Origin of the sequence: Alkalibacillus flavidus, from assembly GCF_040545925.1 — a bacterium.
Lineage (GTDB): Bacteria > Bacillota > Bacilli > Bacillales > Alkalibacillaceae > Alkalibacillus > Alkalibacillus flavidus.
In genome coordinates this window covers 20,683-41,956 of record NZ_JBEPMX010000011.1, presented here as the reverse complement: position 1 = coordinate 41,956, position 21,274 = coordinate 20,683, and the positions used below count along the sequence as shown (strand labels likewise).

Below are 21,274 nucleotides of genomic sequence, written 5' to 3'. Positions count from 1 at the left end.
ACGATTAACGTAAAGAGGAGGTGCTCGACGAATGAAACTTCATGAGTTAAAAGGAGCTGCAGGCTCTCGTAAAAAACGTAATCGTGTAGGTCGTGGTATGGCTACTGGTAACGGCAAAACATCAGGCCGTGGCCATAAAGGTCAAAAAGCACGTTCAGGCGGCAACATCGGTCCAGGTTTCGAAGGTGGTCAAATGCCAATTTACCAACGCCTTCCGAAGCGTGGTTTTACGAATGTAAACCGTAAAGAATATACGATTGTAAACTTAGATACTCTTAATCGTTTCGATGAAGGAACGGAAGTGACGCCAGAACTTCTATTAGAAACTGGTGCTATCAGCAAAGTTAAAGCAGGCGTTAAGATCCTAGGCGACGGTAGCCTAGATAAAAAATTGACTGTAAAAGCTGATAAGTTCTCTGCTTCAGCGAAAGAAGCAATTGAAGCGGCAGGCGGTCAAACTGAGGTGATTTAATGTTCCGCACATTTTCCAATTTGTTTCGCGTGGCCGACATTAGACAAAAAATCCTTTTCACGCTTGCCATTTTAATTGTATTTAGAATCGGGACGTTTATTCCAGTCCCGTTCACTGATAGTGATGCTCTTACAATGATGAATGAAACGAATTCCTTTGGGTTTATTGATACATTCGGAGGGGGCGCCTTAAGTCAGTTCTCAATTTTTGCTATGGGTATCTTCCCATACATTACAGCAGCAATTATTATGCAGTTGTTACAGATGGACGTTGTGCCAAAGTTTACAGAATGGCGCAAACAAGGTGAAATGGGACGTCGTAAACTCGCGCAGTTCACACGTTATTTCACAGTGATTTTAGCATTTCTCCAAGGTATTGGAATGTCGTTTGGTTTTAACCAGATGACAGACGGATCGTTAATTAGTAATCCGAGTTTCATCACTTACTTTACAATTGCGGTCGTGTTAACTGGTGGTACGACATTCTTAATGTGGCTTGGTGAACAAATCACTGAATTTGGTGTCGGTAACGGAATTTCCATTTTAATCTTTGCAGGTATTGTGGCCGGAATACCAAACGGTGTTAACCAGCTATATGAACAATACATCAATGGTGCTGGTGATCAATTATTTATTAATTTAGCTGTTATAGGAATTATCGGCCTTGTTGTCATCGCAGTTATTGTCGGTGTTATCTTCATTCAACAAGCGCTACGTAAAATTCCGATTCAATATGCGAAAAGAACCGTTAATCGTTCTCCAGTCGGAGGGCAGTCGACTCACTTACCATTAAAAGTGAACGCAGCAGGTGTTATTCCGATCATCTTTGCCATTGCGTTTATTATGGCACCTCGGACGATAGCCCAATTCTTTGAAGGAAACGAATTTGCACAGACAATGGCTTGGGTATTTGATTATACAGAGCCGGTTGGTATGGTTCTATACTTTGGTTTAATTATTGCATTCACGTATTTCTACACATTTGTTCAAGTTAACCCTGAACAAATGGCTGACAACTTACAGAAGCAAGGCGGTTATGTGCCAGGGATTCGCCCAGGTAAGAATACCGAAACATACTTAACACGTGTGATGTATCGTTTAACGTTCGTTGGTGCATTATTCTTAGCGGTCGTTGCGATCTTCCCGATCATGTTAGGTAGTATTGCGGACTTACCAGCAGCTGTCCAAATTGGTGGTACCAGCCTACTTATCGTTGTTGGTGTTGCGTTAAATACGATGAAACAATTAGAAAGCCAATTAGTGAAACGCCATTATCGCGGCTTCATTAAATAGTCGCTCTGATGGATTGGATTTAATGAGAGCGAGGGGAAAGATATGAATCTTATTTTGATGGGACTGCCCGGTGCTGGTAAAGGCACTCAAGCAGAAAAAATCGTAGAAAAGTATGACATCCCTCATATCTCAACTGGAGATATGTTCCGATCTGCGATCAAAGAAGGAACACCATTAGGAAAAGAAGCTAAGTCTTACATGGATGCAGGCGATTTAGTCCCTGATGAAGTGACAGTTGGTATTGTGAAAGAACGACTTAGCAAACCAGATTGTAAAGAAGGCTTTTTATTAGACGGTTTTCCACGAACAGTCGCTCAAGCAGAAGCGCTTGAAAACTTACTCACTGAGTTAGAAACGAGTTTGGATTACGTCTTACATGTAAAAGTACCAGAAGAAAAACTCGTCGAACGTTTAACGGGCCGTCGCATTTGTCCTGAATGTGGTGCTACGTATCACGTGGAATTCAATCCACCGAAAGAAGACGGAAAATGTGACATCGATGGTGCTACGTTAATGCAACGTGAAGACGATCAACCTGAAACAGTTAAGAATCGTTTAAGTGTTAATATGGAACAAACAAAACCATTATTAGATTTCTACAACGATAAAGGTTATCTTGTAGATGTCAATGGCGATCAACATATTGATCATGTGTTTGAACAGGTCGATGACATTATCGGAGGCTTAGCTAAATGATTATTCGTAAAACACCACGTGAAATTGAAATCATGCGACACGCTGGTAAAATTGTCGCGCTAACGCACAATGAATTAGCGAAACATATTAAACCAGGTGTGACGACTAAACAGCTTGATCAAATAGCTGAAGCGTTTATTCGAGATCATGATGCAATTCCTTCATTCAAAGGATACAACGGTTTTCGTGGTAATGTGTGTGTGTCTGTTAATGAAGAACTCGTCCACGGTATTCCGAGTGATCGTCAGTTAGTCGATGGGGATATTATTAGTATCGATATCGGTGCTGAATATCAAGGCTATCACGGCGACTCTGCTTGGACATATGCAGTAGGCGAAATCAGCGACGAAACACAACATTTACTGGATGTAACAGAAGAATCGTTATTTAAAGGTTTAGAACAAGTGAAACCCGGTAATCGTTTAACAGATATATCGCATGCGATTCAAAGTTATGTTGAGCCGTTCGGTTACACGATCGTTCAAGAGTATGGCGGCCATGGTATTGGTCAAAATATTCACGAAGACCCTCACATTTCAAACTTCGGCCCTGCTAATAAAGGACCAAGGTTGAAAAAAGGCATGGTTTTGGCTATTGAACCTATGGTCAACCAGGGTGAGCGGTATGTTCGAACATTAGATGATGAATGGACGGTTGTTACAGCCGACCATGCGAATTGTGCTCACTTTGAGCATACGATCGCGGTAACAGATGATGGTTATGAAATATTAACTCAAGCTTAAGTGAAGGTGATGACGGTTGAACGATGGAGATTCGCGATGTCCGAAGTTAGGACAGTTAGTGAGGATTAAACAAGGAAGGGAATCGAGTCAATTTGCAGTTATTATTGGCTTTGATGACCAAAAGTTTGTTAAGCTAGCAGATGGTGAAAAGCGCAAGTTCGATCGACCTAAACGAAAGAACCTTCATCATGTCGAATTGTTCGATTATGTTTCTCCGGAAGTAAACCGCAGCTTAGAAGAAACAGGTCGAGTGACTAACGGAAAACTTCGCTTCGCAATATCAAAATTTGTCAACGAACAGATGACAAGTTGGAAGAAGGGAGATTCTCTCGATGGCGAAAGACGATGTAATTGAAATGGAAGGAACGGTCCAAGAAACATTGCCGAATGCGATGTTTAAAGTAGAACTAGAAAATGGACACGAAATCCTTGCCCACGTTTCCGGTAAAATTCGTATGCACTTCATTCGTATTTTACCTGGTGACAAAGTTACGGTAGAGATGTCACCTTATGATTTATCAAGAGGTCGTATCACGTATCGTTATAAATAACGTATAGACTCCGATCTAAGAGGAGGTAGGAAAAATGAAGGTAAGACCATCAGTCAAGCCGATTTGTGAAAAGTGTAAAGTTATCCGCCGTAAGGGTAAAGTAATGGTAATTTGCGAAAATCCTAAACACAAACAAAAACAAGGCTAAAACAAAAGGAGGTGCAATGCACTCATGGCTCGTATTGCAGGTGTAGATATTCCACGTGAAAAGCGCGTCGTTATTTCATTGACATACATTTATGGCGTTAGTCATACAACAGCTAGCGAAGTACTTGCTGAAGCAGGTGTTAGTGAAACAACACGTGTACGTGATTTAACTGAAGAAGAACTAGCGAATATCCGTAAAGCAATGGACAATTATACAGTTGAAGGTGATCTTCGTCGTGAAGAGTCACTTAACATCAAACGTTTAATTGAAATTGGTTCTTATCGTGGACTCCGTCATCGTCGTGGTTTACCAACTCGTGGTCAGAAGACGAAGAACAACTCTCGCACACGTAAAGGTCCACGTCGTACAGTAGCGAACAAGAGAAAATAAATGATTAAAAAGGAGGTATGCTCGTCATGGCTCGTAAGACTAATAAAAACCAAACACGTCGTAAGCGTCGTGTGAAAAAGAATATAGAATCCGGTGTGGCTCACATTCGTTCGACATTTAACAACACGATTGTGACAATCACCGATGCAAATGGTAATGCCATTGCTTGGAGTAGTGCTGGCGCATTAGGTTTCAAAGGTTCTCGTAAGTCAACGCCTTTCGCAGCGCAGATGGCTTCAGAAGTAGCGGCGAAATCAGCTCAAGAACACGGCATGAAAACTATTGAAGTGGCCGTTAAAGGCCCTGGTGCTGGTCGTGAAGCAGCGATTCGTTCACTACAAGCTGCAGGATTAGAGATCACTGCAATTGTTGATGTGACACCAGTACCTCACAATGGTTGCCGCCCACCAAAACGTCGTCGTGTCTAATCTGGCGTATATAATTTGTCAGCCCGTCTATAATGGGATATGATAGCTTTAAAAGTATAGCACGGTTATAAGGGATTGATCCGCGTATTATACGTGGACCCCGCCCGTTTTGGGAATAACGATGGATGAGTCATCGTTTTTTCGACGTTTTGAAGGAGGGTTTTGTGAATGATTGAAATTGAAAAACCAAAAGTGGAAACGGTCGAAGTTAGCAACGACGCTAAGTTCGGTAAATTCGTAATTGAACCATTAGAGCGTGGATATGGTACAACAATGGGTAACTCCTTGCGTCGTATCTTATTATCCTCCCTTCCAGGAGCAGCTGTTACATCTGTTCAAATCGAAGGAGCGTTACACGAGTTCACCACACTTGATTACGTCATGGAAGATGTGACAACGATCATTTTAAATCTGAAAAAACTAGCTTTGAAGATTTATTCTGACGATGCGAAAACATTAGAAATTGATGTAAGTGGTGAAGGTGACGTTACAGCTGCAGATATTCAGCACGATAGCGATGTTGAAGTGTTAAATCCTGAGCTAAAAATTGCGACAATCACGGGTAACGGTAAGTTAAGCATGAAGATTAATGCTGAAAAAGGCCGTGGATATCGTCCAGCAGAAGAAAATAAAAAAGATGATCAACCAATCGGTGTCATCGCAATGGATTCAATCTTCACACCAGTTGAACGTGTAACGTATCAAGTTGAGAACACGCGCGTTGGTCAAGTCACGAATTATGATAAGCTGACGCTTGATGTCTGGACAGATGGAAGCATTCGTCCTGAAGAAGCGGTATCTTTAGGCGCGAAAGTGTTTACTGAACACTTAAATGTTTTCGTCGGGTTAACAGATGAAGCACAGAGCGCAGATATTATGGTCGAGAAAGAAGAAGACCAAAAAGAGAAAGTGTTAGAAATGACAATTGAAGAGTTGGATCTATCCGTCCGTTCTTACAATTGCTTAAAACGTGCTGGTATTAATACCGTACAAGAACTAACACAGAAATCTGAAGAAGATATGATGAAAGTTCGTAACTTAGGACGTAAATCTCTAGATGAAGTGAAGCATAAGCTAGAGGCCCTTAACTTAGGCTTACGTAAAGACGATTAATAGATGTATCACAGTGAATCCCTATGCAAAGGAGGTCTTTAAGGATGGCAAAAGCGAAATTAGGTCGTACGACTGAACAGCGTATGGCTTTACTACGTAACTTAGCGACTGATTTGATCGTTCATGAGCGCATTGAAACGACAGAATCAAAAGCTAAAGAGCTACGCCCAGTCGTTGAAAAAATGATTACGCTAGGTAAGCGTGGCGACCTTCATGCTCGTCGACAAGCAGCTTCATTCTTGCGTAAAGTTGAAGCAGATGAAGAAGGTACAGACGCACTACAAAAATTATTCTCTGATATTGCTCCACGTTTCGAAGAGCGCCAAGGTGGATACACTCGTATCCTTAAACTAGGTGAACGTAAAGGTGATGGAGCGAAAACAGTGATTATTGAATTAGTTGACTAATTGAATGATTAGTAATTAGGGGTGTTCAGATCTCATATACGTGAGAACTGAACCCTTTTTTTATGCTATAATGACAGAAAGTAAACCTAAGGAGTGCTTGGATTGATTGAGCTGGAGCAAGTTTCGTTTCGTTATCAAAACGAAGCAAGTCATGTACTTGAAAATATTAATCTCACCATCGAACACGGTGAATGGGTCGCGATTGTTGGACGTAATGGTTCAGGGAAGTCAACATTAGCCAAATTGCTTAATGGATTATGTTTAGCAACAAGTGGCGTTGTGCGTGTGAATCAAACTGTCTTAACTGATGAATCCAAACACCAAGCCCGTCATTATATTGGGATGGTTTTTCAAAATCCTGAAAACCAATTTGTCGGAACTACCGTTGCTGATGATGTGGCCTTTGGGTTAGAAAACTTAGCTGTACCACGTGAAACGATGATTAAACGGATTGATCAGAGTCTTGAACAGGTCGACATGACAATTTATAAGGATCACGAACCTTCACGCTTATCAGGTGGTCAGAAGCAACGTGTGGCTTTAGCGAGTGTATTAGCCATGCAGCCAGAAGTGATTGTGTTAGACGAAGCCACATCAATGTTGGACCCGATCGGGAAAAAACAAGTGCTATCACTCATTCAAGAACTTCAAGAACAACTTGGTGTCACGGTTATTATGGTCACGCATGACTTGAATGAAGCTGCTTTAGCTGACCGTGTGATCACACTGGATGAAGGAACCGTTTGGTTTGATGGAAAGCCAAGAGAGTTACTAGAGAAAGGTGACCAATTACATGAGGTAGGTCTTGAACCACCATTTGTCACTAAAGTCTATCAGCAATTAACTAGACAGTCGATTGATATAACGCAAGAACCCTTACATTATGAAGAACTGGTGGATGAATTATGGAGATTGTATTTGAAGACGTAGACTATATTTATCAACCGAATACGCCACTCGAGCATGTTGCCTTACAAGGACTTTCCTTTACGATTCCATCAGAGTTTTTCACAGCTATTGTCGGTCGAACAGGCTCTGGAAAGTCGACCTTGCTACAACAGTTAAATGGATTATTACAACCAACATCAGGTACTGTCACGGTTGGTGACACTAGATTACCAGGTGCTAAATCTAAACCATTAAAAGAATTGCGAAGGCGAGTTGGTCTTGTATTTCAATATCCAGAGCATCAATTATTTGAGGAAACCGTCAAACAAGAGTTGTTATTTGGTCCGAAGAATTTTGGGTTAGATCTCGGACAAGTTGAAGCAAAATTGCCTCAAGTTTTGCAGGATGTTGGCCTTGATGAATCATTTTTAGAACGGTCTCCTTTTACATTAAGTGGTGGGCAAATGAAGCGGGTCGCCTTAGCAAGTGTGTTAATTTTAGATTCAGAAGTACTTGTCTTAGATGAGCCGACAGCAGGGCTGGATCCAGTGGGTAAAAAACAGCTGCTGCAATTATTTCGGTATCTCAATGAAGAAAAGGGTAAAACGGTCGTTTTAGTGACTCACAATATGGAAGATGCCATGGCGAATGCTGATCAGCTTGTGGTATTAAATGACGGTTGTATCGACAGTGTGACCTCACCGAAACATTTAATAGAAAAACGAGATCAGTTAGAAGCGATTGGTTTAGCTGCTCCTGAATCGATTAAATTCGTTGATTACATGCAACAAACTTTAGGTGTCAACTGGAATGAAGATGAAGCGACGGTCGATACAGTTAGCCAGGCTTTAATCAAGCGGATAAAGGCTGGTGCTAACAAGTGACGCAATCATTTATTTTAGGCCAGTATATTCCGAGAGAATCATTCATACATAGATTAGATCCACGGACGAAAATCATCTCGCTTATTTTGTTTGTGATCACGATGTTCGTTATCGATCGCTTGTTGATTTATAGCTTATTATACGGGTTCGTATTGGGTTGTGTTTTATTATCAACAATCCCAGTAACCTATTTAATCAAAGGATTAAAGCCAGTTTGGTGGCTCGTGGCCTTTACCTTTATCTTTCATGTGTTATTCCAACGTGATGGTGAAGCCTTATTTGATGTGTTTGGGTTCGTTATTTATGACCAAGGTTTTATCCAAGGTGGCGAGATTGCGAGTCGTTTGCTTCTTATGATTGTCATGGCAACTCTTCTTACGTTAACGACACCGCCGTTAGCGGTCACAGATGCGATGAGGTGGTTTTTAACACCGTTGACTAGGTTGGGGCTACCCGTCAATGAATTGGCGATTATGATGGCGATCTCATTAAGGTTAATACCAACCATGACAGAAGAGATGGATAAGATCGCAAAGGCGCAAGCAGCTAGAGGTCTTGATTATACGCAAGGACGACTTCGAGACCGACTTAAAGCTTTATTACCGCTTTTAATTCCGTTGTTTATCAGTGCCTTTAAACGGGCTGAAGCTCTAGCTATGGCGATGGAGGCGCGAGGTTACCAAGGGGCTGACCATCGTACATCTTATCGGCAAATCGTTTTTAGGACAATGGATTATATCGTCGTATGCCTGATGACGACGGCAACGATATCAATTTATCTGATGATAAGGTAAAGGGGAGTCAATGTGGAACGAATTAAAGTACATATCGCTTATGACGGCACACATTTTGCTGGTTATCAGGTGCAGACAAGTGAACGAACGGTGCAATTGGTTATTGAACAAGCCTTAAAGAAAATACATCGTGATGATATTCGGATTTATTCATCTGGTAGAACGGACTCAGGAGTGCATGCGTTAGATCAAGTCATTCATTTTAATACGCCTTTAACCTTGGATTGTTCGGCTTGGCACCAAGCACTACAAACCTTATTACCATCAGATGTGCAAGTGCAACGAGTTGAGAAAGTTGATGAACATTTTCATGCACGGAAGAGTGCTCGAGGGAAAGTTTACCGTTACGCCGTGCTAAATCAACGTCATTATGATTTATTTAATCGGCAGTACGAATGGCATGTCATTAAACCAATTGATCTCGATTTGATGAGATCAGCAGCTGAAAAAATTATCGGGACTCATGATTTCACACCGTTTTCTGCATCTAAGTCCAATGTCACTGGGGATAAAACACGAACGGTGAATGCGATTGAGATTTGGGAAGAGAATGGTCGTATCATGTTCGAAGTAAAAGGTGATGGCTTTCTAACCCACATGGTGCGAATTATTGTCGGGACCTTAGTTGAAATAGGGTTAAATAAAAAGGCGTCGTCCTGTATTGATGAAGCATTTGCCACTTTAGACAGGCAAAAAGTCGGGATGACAGCGCCTAGTCACGGGTTATTTTTGTGGCAAGTCACTTATTAAAAAACGAACATTAAGCTTAATGTTGAGAATATTTTTCGGTTTTTGTTAAAGTTTTGATTGATAGTTTAGATTTTCATGTTATAATTTGAGTAGAAATTGAAATACGACAATGATATACCCTCATATAATATTGGGAATATGGCCCAAAAGTTTCTACCCGGTTGCCGTAAACAAGCTGGACTATGAGGGAGTAATCTGATAATTTGACCATGATATATGGGAGTAGTGTATCGGTTAGATGAAGTGTGCAGATTGCTTTCCTTATAGTGGAGAGCAATCTGCATTTTATTTTAAAGGAGGTCTCTTAATGCAACCTGTTGTTGGTGTCGTGATGGGAAGTACATCGGATTGGGAAACGATGAAACAAACATGTGCTGTGTTAGAAGAATTACAAATTCCTTATGAAAAAGAAGTGATCTCAGCGCATCGAACCCCTGATAAAATGTTTACATACGCTGAAAAAGCATACGATCGGGGAATAAAAGTCATTGTTGCCGGAGCAGGAGGTGCTGCTCATTTACCAGGTATGATCGCGGCCAAAACAGTCTTACCAGTCATTGGTGTACCTGTTGAATCAAAGAGCTTAAGTGGATTCGATTCACTCTTATCAATAGTTCAAATGCCTGGTGGAGTCCCTGTTGCAACAGTTGCTATTGGTGAAGCCGGTGCTAAAAATGCTGGGTTGTTAGCTGCTAAACAATTAGCACCATTTGATTTGGACCTGTATCAACGATTGCAACAGTACCGTCAAACTATGCAAGATAAAGTCGAAGCGAGTCAAAAGGAGTTTAAAACATGGCGTTTATAATTAAACCGCATTCGACAGTTGGAATTATTGGTGGTGGCCAACTAGGACGGATGATGGCTTTAGCGGCGAAAGCTATGGGATTTCGTGTTGCAGTTTTAGATCCTAATATTGATTCGCCTACAGCACAAGTAGCTGATAATATTATTGTCGCGCCTTATTCGGATTTAGAAGCAGCGAAACAGCTAAAAGAAGTGGCTGATGTCATCACATATGAATTCGAAAATGTAGATAGTCACGTTTTAAACTATTTAGAAGGTTATGCCTATTTGCCACAAGGTAGTCAGTTGATTGAAACGACGCAGGATCGCGTTTTTGAAAAACAAGCCATTGAAAGTAGTGGTTCTCAGGTTGCGCGTTATCAATCTGTAAACACAAGCAGTGACTTACCAACTGCCATTGCCATAATAGGATATCCTGCCATTTTGAAAACACGTCAGTTTGGTTATGATGGCAAAGGACAAATAGTGATTTATAACGAGGACGATGTTGAAGCTGCTATGTCCTTACTTAGACAAGGTCCTTGTATTTTAGAAGAAATGGTGTATTTCAAACAGGAGCTGTCGGTTATAGTTGTACGAGGTACAAATGGAGACGTGATGACATATCCTTTATCTGAGAATATTCACGTCAACCATATCTTACATCAATCAATTGTACCAGCACGTGTTGAAGATTCAGTTGAAACGCATGCTCGAAATGTTGCGATTAATGTGGCTGAAACGCTTGGTTCGATTGGTGCTCTAGGTGTTGAACTCTTTTTAGGAAGAGATAATACCATTTATGTGAATGAAGTGGCACCGAGACCTCATAATTCTGGGCATTACACACTTGATGCGTGTACGACTTCACAATTTGAGCAGCATGTACGTGCGATTTGCGGCTGGGCATTAGATAATATTGATTTAAAGACACCAGTGGTGATGACGAATATTTTAGGTGAACATGTTAATAAAGTGGACTCAGTTATCACAAACTTGCCTCAAGCGAAGTTGCATTATTACGGGAAAGATAAAGCGAAAACGGGTCGTAAAATGGGGCATATTAATTTTATTGGAAATGAAGTTGAAGATATTTTAAAAACTATAGATGAAAGTAATATTTGGAGGGAACAGCATGATCGAACGTTATACACGTGAAGAAATGGGACAAATATGGACAGAGGAAAACCGATTTAAAGCATGGCTAGAAGTTGAAATATTAGCTTGTGAGGCGTGGGCAGAGCTGGGTTATATTCCTAAAAAGGATGTTGCGACAATACGTGAGCAAGCGACCTTTGATCTGAATCGCATTCAAGAGATTGAACAAGAGACACGTCACGATGTCGTTGCGTTTACACGTGCGGTTTCAGAAACATTAGGTGACGAAAAGAAATGGATCCATTATGGCTTAACATCAACAGATGTAGTAGACACGGCTTTGTCTTACACGATTAAGCAAGCTAATGATGTAATTCGCAATGATTTACATAAGTTTTTAGATGTCATCAAACGAAAAGCTGAAGATCATAAGTATACGATTATGATGGGACGGACTCATGGTGTTCATGCGGAGCCGACGACATTTGGGTTAAAACTTGCACTTTGGTATGAAGAGTTAAAACGAAATATAGAACGCTTTGAAGTGGCCGCAAAAGGTATCGAAGTCGGTAAATTATCGGGCGCTGTTGGAACCTATGCTAATATCGATCCGTATGTTGAACAATACGTGTGTGAAAAGCTTGGTTTAACGCCGTCACCGATTTCGACTCAAACATTACAACGGGATCGTCACGCTGACTATATGTCAACATTAGCGTTAATCGCGACATCGATTGAGAAGATGGCTACCGAAATACGTGGGTTACAAAAAAGTGAGACACGTGAAGTAGAGGAGTTTTTTGCAAAAGGCCAAAAAGGGTCATCGGCTATGCCGCATAAACGTAATCCGATTGGCTCAGAAAATATGTCTGGTATGGCGCGCGTTATCCGTGGTTATATGATGACAGCGTATGAAAATGTGTCACTTTGGCATGAACGAGATATCTCTCATTCATCTGCAGAACGTGTCATTTTGCCTGATGCGACGATTGCGCTTAATTATATGTTGAATCGATTTGCAAGCACTGTCGATAATTTAACGGTGTTCGCAGATAATATGCAGGCCAATATGGGTCGAACATACGGTTTAATCTATTCACAACGTGTACTCTTAACCCTCATTGACCAAGGTTTTTCGCGTGAACGCGCTTATGATCTTGTGCAGCCCTTAGCCATGCGCGCTTGGGAAGAAGGAACATCATTCCCTGATTTAATTCGTGGAACTGATGAGATCACGAGTACTGTTGACGAAGCTACATTAGAATCATGTTTTGATGCGACCTATCATTTAAAGAACGTTGATATGATCTTTGACCGTCTAGGCCTGGATTGAATTTAAAGGAGGTTTCAGTTTGGAAAAACATGCGTTGTTGTATGAAGGCAAAGCCAAACAATTATATACAGTTGATCACCCCAACATGCTTTGGGTGCAGTATAAAGATGTATTAACAGCGTTTAATGGCGAGAAACAGGAACAATTACTAGGGAAAGCGCAACTCAATAATGATATTTCGTCCTTATTATTTCAGCAGTTATCCATGGAAAATATTCCAAACCACTTCATTAGGCGGTTATCTGAAACAGAGCAACTCGTACAAAAAACAACAATTATACCGCTTGAAGTCGTTGTTCGTAATGTCGCGGCAGGTAGTCTAGCCAAGCGATTAGGTTTAGATGAAGGCGAACCATTAAAACAGACAATTGTTGAGACGTATTATAAAGATGATGCGCTTGGTGATCCACTTATTAATGATGATCATATTCGGTTGCTTGAGTTAGTGTCAGAAGAACGTTTGTTAACAATGAAGCGACTTGCACTGGATGTAAATCATCTACTAATAAAACATTTTAATATATGTAACCTGAAACTTGTTGATTTTAAGTTAGAATTCGGTATTAACCCAGAGGGTATGCTCGTGGTATCGGATGAAATTTCGCCAGATACATGTCGATTGTGGGATCTGGATACAAACGAGAAGCTTGATAAGGATGTATTTCGAGAAGGAACTGGTTCTATCGGTGAAGCGTACCAGACGATTTTATCGCGCTTAAAAGGTGCAGTTGAAAAGGGAATTTAATCGAAAAGGTGTGGTAATCATGGTCAAAGTGAAAGTATACATTACATTGAAATCAGGTGTGTTAGACCCACAAGGTAAAGCGATAGAGGGGGCACTTCATACGATGGGGGTAGATAACGTTGGTGATATTCGTGTAGGTAAGTACATGGAATTCCACATCGAGCCTAAAGCTGATCATTCAATCGATGAACAAGTCACGTTTATGTGTAATAAGTTGCTATCTAATCCTGTCATTGAAGACTATCGGTATGACATGGAGGAGGTCATCACAACATGAAGTTTGCTGTGGTTGTATTTCCGGGGTCGAATTGTGATCGTGACTTATTTCACGCAATTGAAACAGGACTTGATGAAGAAGTTGATTACGTCTTTCATACGGAAACGAATTTAGACGGCTATGATGCTGTATTGTTACCGGGTGGCTTCTCTTACGGTGACTATTTACGTTCAGGAGCGATTGCTCGTTTTTCAAATGTCATGAGAGCAGTGAGTGCGTTTGCATCAGAAGGGAAGCCTGTTTTAGGAATTTGTAATGGATTCCAAGTCTTACTTGAAGCGGGGTTATTGCCAGGTGCCATGAAGCGTAATCGAGACTTGAAGTTTATTTGTCGCCCAGTAGAATTGATTGTTGAACATAATGAGACACTGTTTACGACTAGCTATCAACAAGGGGAAACAATTCAAGTCCCCATTGCACATGCTGATGGTAATTATGAGTGTGACGCTCACACACTGGAAAAGCTCGCGTCGAATGACCAAATTGTGTTTCGTTATGCCAATAATCCAAATGGGTCATCAGCAGATATAGCTGGCATCGTTAATGAGCGGGGTAATGTTCTAGGGATGATGCCACATCCAGAACGTGCAATTGATACCTTACTTGGAAGTGACGATGGTTTTAAATTATTTCAGTCAATGTTAGCCAATTGGAGGGAACGTCATGCCACTACTTCTTGAACCCCATGCAGAATCTATTAAAGCGAACCAATTATATCAAGCTATGGGTCTAACTGATTATGAATTTACTTTAATTGAAACAATGCTAGAACGTACGCCGAATTATACTGAAACAGGAATCTTTTCAGTTATGTGGAGTGAGCATTGTAGTTATAAGAAATCACAACCACTGCTTAAAAAATTTCCGACATCAAGTGAGCGCGTATTACAAGGACCAGGTGAAGGAGCGGGAGTTGTTGATATTGGTGATGGGCTAGCAGCCGTCTTCAAAATTGAAAGTCATAATCACCCTTCAGCGATTTCGCCTTATCAAGGTGCAGCAACAGGAGTCGGTGGTATTTTGCGCGATGTGTTTTCGATGGGAGCACGTCCTGTTGCATTACTTAATTCACTTCGCTTTGGTGAATTAAATCAACCGCGGACGACGTATTTGTTTGAGGAAGTCATAGCTGGTATTGCAGGTTATGGTAATTGTGTTGGGGTGCCGACAGTTGGTGGCGAGATTCAATTTGACGATTGCTACCAAGGTAATCCGCTTGTTAATGCGATGTGTGTCGGCCTTATTCATCACCATGATATTCAAGTCGGTCAAGCAAAAGGTGTTGGCAATACAGTGATGTATATTGGCTCAAAAACAGGTTGTGACGGTATTCATGGTGCGACATTTGCATCTGAATCTTTGACTGATGAATCGAGTGAAGATCGTCCAGCTGTACAAGTCGGCGACCCATTTATGGAGAAATTGCTAATCGAAGCTTGCTTAGAATTAATTCAATCAGATGCCTTAATCGGAATTCAAGATATGGGTGCTGCTGGACTAACATCATCGGCAAGTGAAATGGCGAGTAAGGCTGGAACAGGCATTAAGATGAACTTGGATGATGTCCCGCAACGTGAACCCGATATGACACCTTATGAGATGATGCTATCTGAATCGCAAGAACGGATGCTTGTTATTGTAGAGCAAGGCCGTGAACAAGAAATTCAGGATTTAGTATCGCCATATGGTATTGAAGCAGTATCAATTGGCACCGTTACAGATGATAAGCGACTTCGTTTAACCTTTCAAGGTGAGATGGTTGCCGATATACCCGTTGATGCACTTACAGAAGATGCACCTGTTTATCATTTACCTTCCCGAGAACCCGAAGCATTTCGAACGAATCAAATAAATACATTTAACGTACCTGATATCGATGATCCAAATGTTTTGCTACAAGACCTCTTAAGGGCACCTACGATTGCGAGTAAGGAATGGGTCTATGATCAATATGATTATATGGTACAAACGAATACTGTTGTTGCACCTGGATCTGATGCGGCAGTCATTCGTCTTAAAGGGACTGACAAAGCATTGGCAATGACGACAGACTGTAATTCACGTTATTTACAATTAGATCCGAAAACTGGTGGTGAAATTGCAGTGGCAGAAGCGGCGCGTAATATCGTTTGTTCTGGAGCCGAACCTTTAGCGTTAACCGACTGTTTAAATTTTGGTAACCCTGAAAATGAGACGATTTTTTGGATGATGGAACAAGCAACAGATGGTATGGCTGAAGCAGCTAAGCAACTCAAAACGCCTGTGATTAGTGGAAATGTCTCGCTATATAATGAAACGAATGGAACGAGCGTATACCCAACGCCTGTTGTTGGGATGGTTGGTTTAATTCATGATGTTAATCATATTACAGAACAACGTGCGAAAAATGCTGGCGATCTAGTATACGTCATTGGTGAGACAGAACTCGAATTGGGGGGGAGTGAAGTTCAAAAATGGTTGATCGGTAATTACGAAGGGCGAGCACCGCAAATTGATTTAGATACAGAATACCAGCGACAAGAGCAACTTCTAAACGCGATACGAAAGGGTGTCATATCTTCAGCTCATGATGTGTCTGAAGGTGGCTTAGCTGTTGCTTTAGCAGAGAAGATTATGGAAACGTCTTATGGATTGAGTATTAGCTTGACGGGTGAACATTTGTTAGAGCTATTCAGTGAGACGCAGTCACGATTTATTGTCACTGTTTCAAATGACAATCGATCGCTATTTGAAGAATTAGTTGGTGATGCGATGCATATTGGGCATGTGACAGGTGATGGTGAATTGACACTTGATTGGAACGGTCAAATAGTAATTCAACAAAATGTTCATGCACTAACGAATTTATGGAAAGGGGTGATTCCATGTCTAGTGACATCAAAGGGTTAAACGAAGAATGTGGTGTGTTCGGTGTTTATAATCATGTACAAGCGGCTCATATGACTTATTACGGCTTGCACAGTTTACAACACCGAGGCCAAGAAGGTGCTGGAATTGTCGTATCGGATGGGGATAAGTTAGAACAATCTAAAGGGCACGGGCTTGTGACAGAAGTTTTTGATGAAAGTAAATTAGCTCATTTGCCAGGTCAAAAGGCGATAGGCCATGTTCGATATTCTACGACGGGGGATAAATCGTATGAAAATATCCAGCCGTTATTATTTCAGTCACAAACGAATACACTGTCAGTCGCTCATAATGGTAATTTAGTAAACGCTTCAAGACTTCGTTCTGCTTTAGAAGATGAAGGGAGTATTTTTCAAACGACATCAGATACTGAAGTGATCGCTCATCTTATTCGAAAAGGTGGCAAACAACCTTCTCACAAACGAATTAAAGCCTCTTTAAAACAACTTGAGGGGGCTTTTGCGATTGTCATGTTACATGATAATCAATTGATTGCAGCGTTAGATCCACGAGGCATGCGTCCGTTATCACTCGGTAAGGTTGGCGATTCTTATGTGATTGCTTCTGAAACATGTGCTTTCGATGTCGTTGGCGCTGATTATGTTCGTGATATTCAGCCTGGTGAGTACTTAGTGATCGATGAGAACGGTGTGAATTCGAGTTATTTTAGTGAACCAAATGACCGAGCAATTTGTACGATGGAATATGTCTATTTTGCTCGTCCTGATAGTCAAGTTGACGGAGACAATATTCATCGGACGCGAAAACAATTAGGGAAAAAGCTAGCTGAGACTGATCCCGTTGAGGCCGATGTCGTAACAGGTGTCCCAGACTCAAGCATTTCAGCTGCAATTGGCTTTGCGGAAGCATCACAAATACCATATGAGCTCGGATTAATCAAAAATCGTTATGTTGGACGTACGTTTATTCAACCGTCTCAGGAGTTGCGTGAACGAGGTGTGAGAATGAAGTTGTCGCCTGTTCGTAAAGTTGTTGAAGGAATGCGGGTTGTAATCGTTGACGACTCGATTGTGCGCGGTACGACATCACGTCGAATTGTCTCTATGTTAAAAGAAGCAGGAGCAAAGGAAGTCCATGTGCGTATCACTGCTCCACCTATAAAACATCCGTGTTTTTATGGTATTGATACATCAACATCTTCCGAATTGATTGCAGCGAATTATTCTGTTGAAGAAACTAGAGAGAAAATTGGTGCAGATTCGCTCTGTTATTTAACGTCAGAGGCGATGGTGAATGTGATTGATCGCGACGACGAAAGCAAGAATCAAGGTCATTGTTTAGCCTGTTTTACAGGGAATTATCCGACTGAAATTTATGATCATTCTGTGTTACCACATGAGAAAGAGCAATCTGTGGAACACTCGACAAGTTAAGGAGCGGATCTATTATGTCAGAAGCTTATCGTCAAGCAGGTGTCCATTTAGAAGAAGGGTATGAAGCGGTCAATCGTATGACGTCTCATGTCCATCGAACGAAACGTAAAGGTGTTTTTGGATCCTTAGGTGGTTTTGGTGGATTGTTTGATTTATCAGCGCTAGATTACAAAGCACCTGTTTTAGTCTCTGGAACAGACGGCGTTGGCACGAAACTAAAAATCGCTTTTATGGCACATCAACATGATACCATTGGCATTGATGCTGTAGCAATGTGTGTTAATGATGTTGTTGCCCAAGGAGCTGAACCGCTGTATTGTTTAGATTATTTAGCGTTAGGTCAAGCAGATCCGGATCAAATCGAACAAATTGTCAAAGGCATTGCTGATGGGTGTGAAGAAGCAGGTTGTGCATTGATTGGCGGTGAAACAGCAGAAATGCCTGGTATTTATGATGTGGATGAGTATGATATTGCAGGGTTTGTTGTTGGTGTGGCCGAAAAGGATGAATTGATAACAGGTGAGACAATTGAAGATAAGGATGTGTTAATCGGACTACCGTCAAACGGGATTCATAGTAATGGTTTTTCACTTGTGCGTAAAATCTTAGAAAACGAGAACCTTAACCTGAATACGACTTATTCACCATTAACTGAGTCATTAAAAGATGTACTACTAACGCCGACGAAAATTTATGTTAAGTCAATATTAGCTCTGAAAGAACAGGTTAATCTAAAAGGCATTGCGCATATTACAGGCGGTGGTTTTTATGAAAATATCCCGCGTATGCTTCCTGGTGATTTAGGCGCAACCATCGATGTCATGACATTCCCAAAGCCTGACATCTTTTCGTTAATTGAACGTTATCGAGATTTTCCGCGACGAGACATGTACGATATCTTTAATATGGGCATTGGAATGGTTGTTGCTGTCAGTCAAGATGAGGTGGAAGCTACGTTATTAGCATTATCGAGTATTGGTGAAGAGGGGTATGCTATCGGAGAGGTGAACCAAACGGGCGAGATATCACTTGTTGGGGAGGAATCAGCATGAAAAAGGTGGCTGTTTTGGCCTCGGGTAGCGGTTCGAATTTTGAAGCTATTGCAAACGCAGCACAAGCAAGTGATTCACCTTACGAAGTTGTGGCATTAATCACTAATCGCGCTGATGCCTTTGCACTAGAACGTGCTAAATCTTTGAGCATTCCATCATACACTGTGTTACCGAATCAATTTCATAACAAAGTAGATTATGAACAAGACATATTGGCTAAATTGCGTGCTTATGATGTTGATTGGATTGCATTAGCAGGATATATGCGAATAGTTGGACCAACGTTACTTGAACCATTCCGCAATCGCATTATCAATGTTCATCCTTCATTACTTCCGCAGTTTCCGGGGAAAGATGCTATTGAGCAAGCTTTAGCGGCAGGCGTTAGTCACACAGGAGTGACGGTGCACTATATTGATGAAGGTGTAGATACAGGTCCGATGATTGCACAACAATCAATCAGTATTGCTGAATTTGATACATATAACATATTACAAATGAAGTTACGTGAAGTAGAACATATATTATATCCCCAAACATTAAAGCATGTGATACGAGAGGATGAGTTAATTGAAAAAAACAGCGTTAATTAGTGTTTCAGATAAAACAGGAATTGTTGATTTTGTAAAACAATTAGTTGACCAACAATTTGACATTGTATCGACAGGAGGAACGAAGCGTGTATTAGAAGAAGCGGGGATCGAGGTAACAAGTATATCAGAGGTCACCGAGTTTCCTGAGATTTTAGACGGACGGGTCAAAACCTTACACCCGAATGTTCACGCGGGATTACTAGCGAAACGTGATCAATCTGATCATATGAACGCATTAGATGAATTGGCTATTCAAACAATTGATCTTCTTGTAGTTAATCTATATCCGTTTAAAGAGACTATCTCTAAAGAGCAAGTAACATATCATGAAGCGATTGAGAACATCGATATAGGTGGGCCGGCGATGCTTCGAGCGGCGGCAAAAAACCATGAGGATGTGACGGTTGTAGTTGATCCGAACGATTATATGCATGTTATTGATGCGTTGACCTCCTCTCAGGAGTTACATGACCTAAACCGTGAATTAGCAGCTAAAGTTTATCGTCACACAGCGCAATATGATGCGCTTGTTGCTGATTATTTAACGAAACAAACGGGTGAATCTTATCCTGAATCCAAGACTTTTACTTTGGATCGACAGCAAACACTTCGTTATGGTGAAAATCCCCATCAACAAGCTGCGTTTTATGCTGATCCATTTGCTAGTAACGCGTCGCTTGTTAATGCAACACAGTTACATGGTAAAGCATTATCCTATAATAATATTCAAGATGCAGACGTCGCTTTAACAGTCGTAAAAGAGTTTTCAGAACCTACTACTGTCGTCGTCAAACATACGAACCCTTGTGGTGTGGGAACTGGTGATACGTTGGAGGCTTCGTTTAATCGCGCTTACGATGCTGATCCTATATCGATTTTTGGAGGTATTGTCGCATTAAACCGTGAAGTCGATGCAACCGTTGCGGAAGACTTAAGTCAAATATTTTTAGAAATTATTATAGCAACGAGTTTCACAGATGAAGCTTTAGACATACTCACGCAAAAGAAAAATATTCGTCTACTTGAAGTGTCAACGGAACAAGGTGTACCTGAGTTGGCGTTGCGTTCTGTTGCGGGAGGTCTGTTAATCCAAGATGAAGATCGATACCTTGAGAAGGATATACAATTCGACGTCGTAACAGAACGTGACCCAACTGAAGAGGAATGGACGAACATGGCTTTTGCATGGAAAGTGATGAAGCATGTGAAATCGAACGCGATATTATTGGCGACTAATCAACAAACGATTGGGGTTGGTGCTGGACAAATGAATCGTGTCGGAGCGGCTAAAATAGCGATTGATCAAGCGGGTGCTAAGGCAAACGAAGCTGTGATGGCATCTGATGCGTTTTTCCCGATGGATGATACCGTTGAAGCGGCGTATCAAGCTGGTATCACAGCGATTATTCAACCAGGTGGGTCTAAACGGGATGGTGATTCGATCAAAAAATGTAATGAATACGGTATAGCGATGGTTTTCACTGGTGTACGCCACTTTAAACATTAACCCAATACATTACACAGGAGTTCATA

26 protein-coding genes and 1 riboswitch are annotated in these 21,274 nt (G+C 41.2%); all 26 genes read left to right on the top strand.

What is annotated here, in order from left to right:
* Positions 1-31 precede the first annotated feature (31 nt).
* A complete protein-coding gene (rplO, locus tag ABID56_RS10535; RefSeq protein ID WP_354220964.1) occupies positions 32-472 on the top strand; it encodes a 50S ribosomal protein L15 in 441 nt (146 codons plus the stop codon).
* Positions 472-1,764: a preprotein translocase subunit SecY gene (gene secY, locus ABID56_RS10530; RefSeq protein ID WP_354220962.1), complete on the top strand. Its 1,293-nt coding sequence runs from the start codon at positions 472-474 to the stop codon at positions 1,762-1,764. The genes rplO and secY overlap by 1 nt, the downstream gene beginning before the upstream one ends.
* Positions 1,765-1,806: 42 nt before the next feature.
* A complete protein-coding gene (locus ABID56_RS10525; protein WP_354220960.1) occupies positions 1,807-2,460 on the top strand; it encodes an adenylate kinase in 654 nt (217 codons plus the stop codon).
* Positions 2,457-3,203: a type I methionyl aminopeptidase gene (map, locus tag ABID56_RS10520; protein ID WP_354220958.1), complete on the top strand. Its 747-nt coding sequence runs from the start codon at positions 2,457-2,459 to the stop codon at positions 3,201-3,203. Before ABID56_RS10525 ends, map begins: the two co-directional genes overlap by 4 nt.
* A 16-nt stretch (positions 3,204-3,219) precedes the next feature.
* Positions 3,220-3,558: a KOW domain-containing RNA-binding protein gene (locus ABID56_RS10515; protein ID WP_354220956.1), complete on the top strand. Its 339-nt coding sequence runs from the start codon at positions 3,220-3,222 to the stop codon at positions 3,556-3,558.
* Positions 3,536-3,754 carry a translation initiation factor IF-1 gene (gene infA / locus ABID56_RS10510; protein ID WP_167263380.1) on the top strand — a complete coding sequence of 73 codons (219 nt, stop codon included), beginning with the start codon at positions 3,536-3,538 and terminating at the stop codon, positions 3,752-3,754. The genes ABID56_RS10515 and infA overlap by 23 nt, the downstream gene beginning before the upstream one ends.
* A 34-nt stretch (positions 3,755-3,788) precedes the next feature.
* A complete protein-coding gene (gene rpmJ / locus ABID56_RS10505) occupies positions 3,789-3,902 on the top strand; it encodes a 50S ribosomal protein L36 (protein WP_003156543.1) in 114 nt (37 codons plus the stop codon).
* Between the two features lie 24 nt (positions 3,903-3,926).
* A complete protein-coding gene (gene rpsM / locus ABID56_RS10500) occupies positions 3,927-4,292 on the top strand; it encodes a 30S ribosomal protein S13 (RefSeq protein ID WP_354220953.1) in 366 nt (121 codons plus the stop codon).
* A gap of 26 nt (positions 4,293-4,318) precedes the next feature.
* A complete protein-coding gene (gene rpsK, locus ABID56_RS10495) occupies positions 4,319-4,720 on the top strand; it encodes a 30S ribosomal protein S11 (protein WP_354220951.1) in 402 nt (133 codons plus the stop codon).
* A 168-nt stretch (positions 4,721-4,888) separates the two neighbouring features.
* Positions 4,889-5,833: a DNA-directed RNA polymerase subunit alpha gene (locus tag ABID56_RS10490; protein ID WP_354220949.1), complete on the top strand. Its 945-nt coding sequence runs from the start codon at positions 4,889-4,891 to the stop codon at positions 5,831-5,833.
* Between the two features lie 44 nt (positions 5,834-5,877).
* Positions 5,878-6,240 carry a 50S ribosomal protein L17 gene (rplQ, locus tag ABID56_RS10485; RefSeq protein ID WP_354220947.1) on the top strand — a complete coding sequence of 121 codons (363 nt, stop codon included), beginning with the start codon at positions 5,878-5,880 and terminating at the stop codon, positions 6,238-6,240.
* A gap of 93 nt (positions 6,241-6,333) precedes the next feature.
* On the top strand, positions 6,334-7,170 hold the full coding sequence (locus tag ABID56_RS10480; protein ID WP_354220945.1) for an energy-coupling factor transporter ATPase: 837 nt from the start codon (positions 6,334-6,336) through the stop codon (positions 7,168-7,170).
* Positions 7,146-8,012, top strand: coding sequence for an energy-coupling factor transporter ATPase (locus tag ABID56_RS10475; RefSeq protein WP_354220943.1), 867 nt, complete (start codon positions 7,146-7,148; stop codon positions 8,010-8,012). The genes ABID56_RS10480 and ABID56_RS10475 overlap by 25 nt, the downstream gene beginning before the upstream one ends.
* Entirely contained in the window at positions 8,009-8,806 is a 798-nt protein-coding gene (locus tag ABID56_RS10470) for an energy-coupling factor transporter transmembrane component T family protein (RefSeq protein ID WP_354220941.1), read from the top strand. Before ABID56_RS10475 ends, ABID56_RS10470 begins: the two co-directional genes overlap by 4 nt.
* Before the next feature lie 12 nt (positions 8,807-8,818).
* A complete protein-coding gene (gene truA, locus ABID56_RS10465; protein ID WP_354220939.1) occupies positions 8,819-9,556 on the top strand; it encodes a tRNA pseudouridine(38-40) synthase TruA in 738 nt (245 codons plus the stop codon).
* A 100-nt stretch (positions 9,557-9,656) separates the two neighbouring features.
* A riboswitch (purine riboswitch) is annotated at positions 9,657-9,759 on the top strand.
* A gap of 104 nt (positions 9,760-9,863) precedes the next feature.
* Positions 9,864-10,364, top strand: coding sequence for a 5-(carboxyamino)imidazole ribonucleotide mutase (purE, locus tag ABID56_RS10460; protein WP_354220937.1), 501 nt, complete (start codon positions 9,864-9,866; stop codon positions 10,362-10,364).
* A complete protein-coding gene (purK, locus tag ABID56_RS10455) occupies positions 10,352-11,500 on the top strand; it encodes a 5-(carboxyamino)imidazole ribonucleotide synthase (protein ID WP_354220935.1) in 1,149 nt (382 codons plus the stop codon). Before purE ends, purK begins: the two co-directional genes overlap by 13 nt.
* On the top strand, positions 11,478-12,773 hold the full coding sequence (gene purB / locus ABID56_RS10450) for an adenylosuccinate lyase (protein WP_354220933.1): 1,296 nt from the start codon (positions 11,478-11,480) through the stop codon (positions 12,771-12,773). The genes purK and purB overlap by 23 nt, the downstream gene beginning before the upstream one ends.
* Positions 12,774-12,792: 19 nt before the next feature.
* The gene (gene purC, locus ABID56_RS10445) at positions 12,793-13,518 is read left to right on the top strand and encodes a phosphoribosylaminoimidazolesuccinocarboxamide synthase (RefSeq protein WP_354220931.1); all 726 of its coding nucleotides are present in this window, start codon (positions 12,793-12,795) and stop codon (positions 13,516-13,518) included.
* Between the two features lie 19 nt (positions 13,519-13,537).
* On the top strand, positions 13,538-13,795 hold the full coding sequence (purS, locus tag ABID56_RS10440) for a phosphoribosylformylglycinamidine synthase subunit PurS (RefSeq protein ID WP_354220929.1): 258 nt from the start codon (positions 13,538-13,540) through the stop codon (positions 13,793-13,795).
* Positions 13,792-14,475, top strand: a complete 684-nt coding sequence (purQ, locus tag ABID56_RS10435) for a phosphoribosylformylglycinamidine synthase subunit PurQ (RefSeq protein ID WP_354220927.1) — start codon at positions 13,792-13,794, stop codon at positions 14,473-14,475. Before purS ends, purQ begins: the two co-directional genes overlap by 4 nt.
* Positions 14,459-16,684, top strand: coding sequence for a phosphoribosylformylglycinamidine synthase subunit PurL (gene purL, locus ABID56_RS10430; RefSeq protein WP_354220925.1), 2,226 nt, complete (start codon positions 14,459-14,461; stop codon positions 16,682-16,684). The genes purQ and purL overlap by 17 nt, the downstream gene beginning before the upstream one ends.
* The gene (gene purF / locus ABID56_RS10425) at positions 16,660-18,096 is read left to right on the top strand and encodes an amidophosphoribosyltransferase (protein WP_354220923.1); all 1,437 of its coding nucleotides are present in this window, start codon (positions 16,660-16,662) and stop codon (positions 18,094-18,096) included. The genes purL and purF overlap by 25 nt, the downstream gene beginning before the upstream one ends.
* 14 nt (positions 18,097-18,110) lie before the next feature.
* Positions 18,111-19,148 (top strand): phosphoribosylformylglycinamidine cyclo-ligase, encoded by a 1,038-nt coding sequence (gene purM / locus ABID56_RS10420; RefSeq protein WP_354220921.1) that lies wholly within the window; start codon positions 18,111-18,113, stop codon positions 19,146-19,148.
* The gene (gene purN / locus ABID56_RS10415) at positions 19,145-19,741 is read left to right on the top strand and encodes a phosphoribosylglycinamide formyltransferase (RefSeq protein WP_354220919.1); all 597 of its coding nucleotides are present in this window, start codon (positions 19,145-19,147) and stop codon (positions 19,739-19,741) included. Before purM ends, purN begins: the two co-directional genes overlap by 4 nt.
* A complete protein-coding gene (gene purH / locus ABID56_RS10410) occupies positions 19,719-21,248 on the top strand; it encodes a bifunctional phosphoribosylaminoimidazolecarboxamide formyltransferase/IMP cyclohydrolase (protein WP_354220917.1) in 1,530 nt (509 codons plus the stop codon). Before purN ends, purH begins: the two co-directional genes overlap by 23 nt.
* The last annotated feature ends 26 nt before the right edge of the window (positions 21,249-21,274 follow it).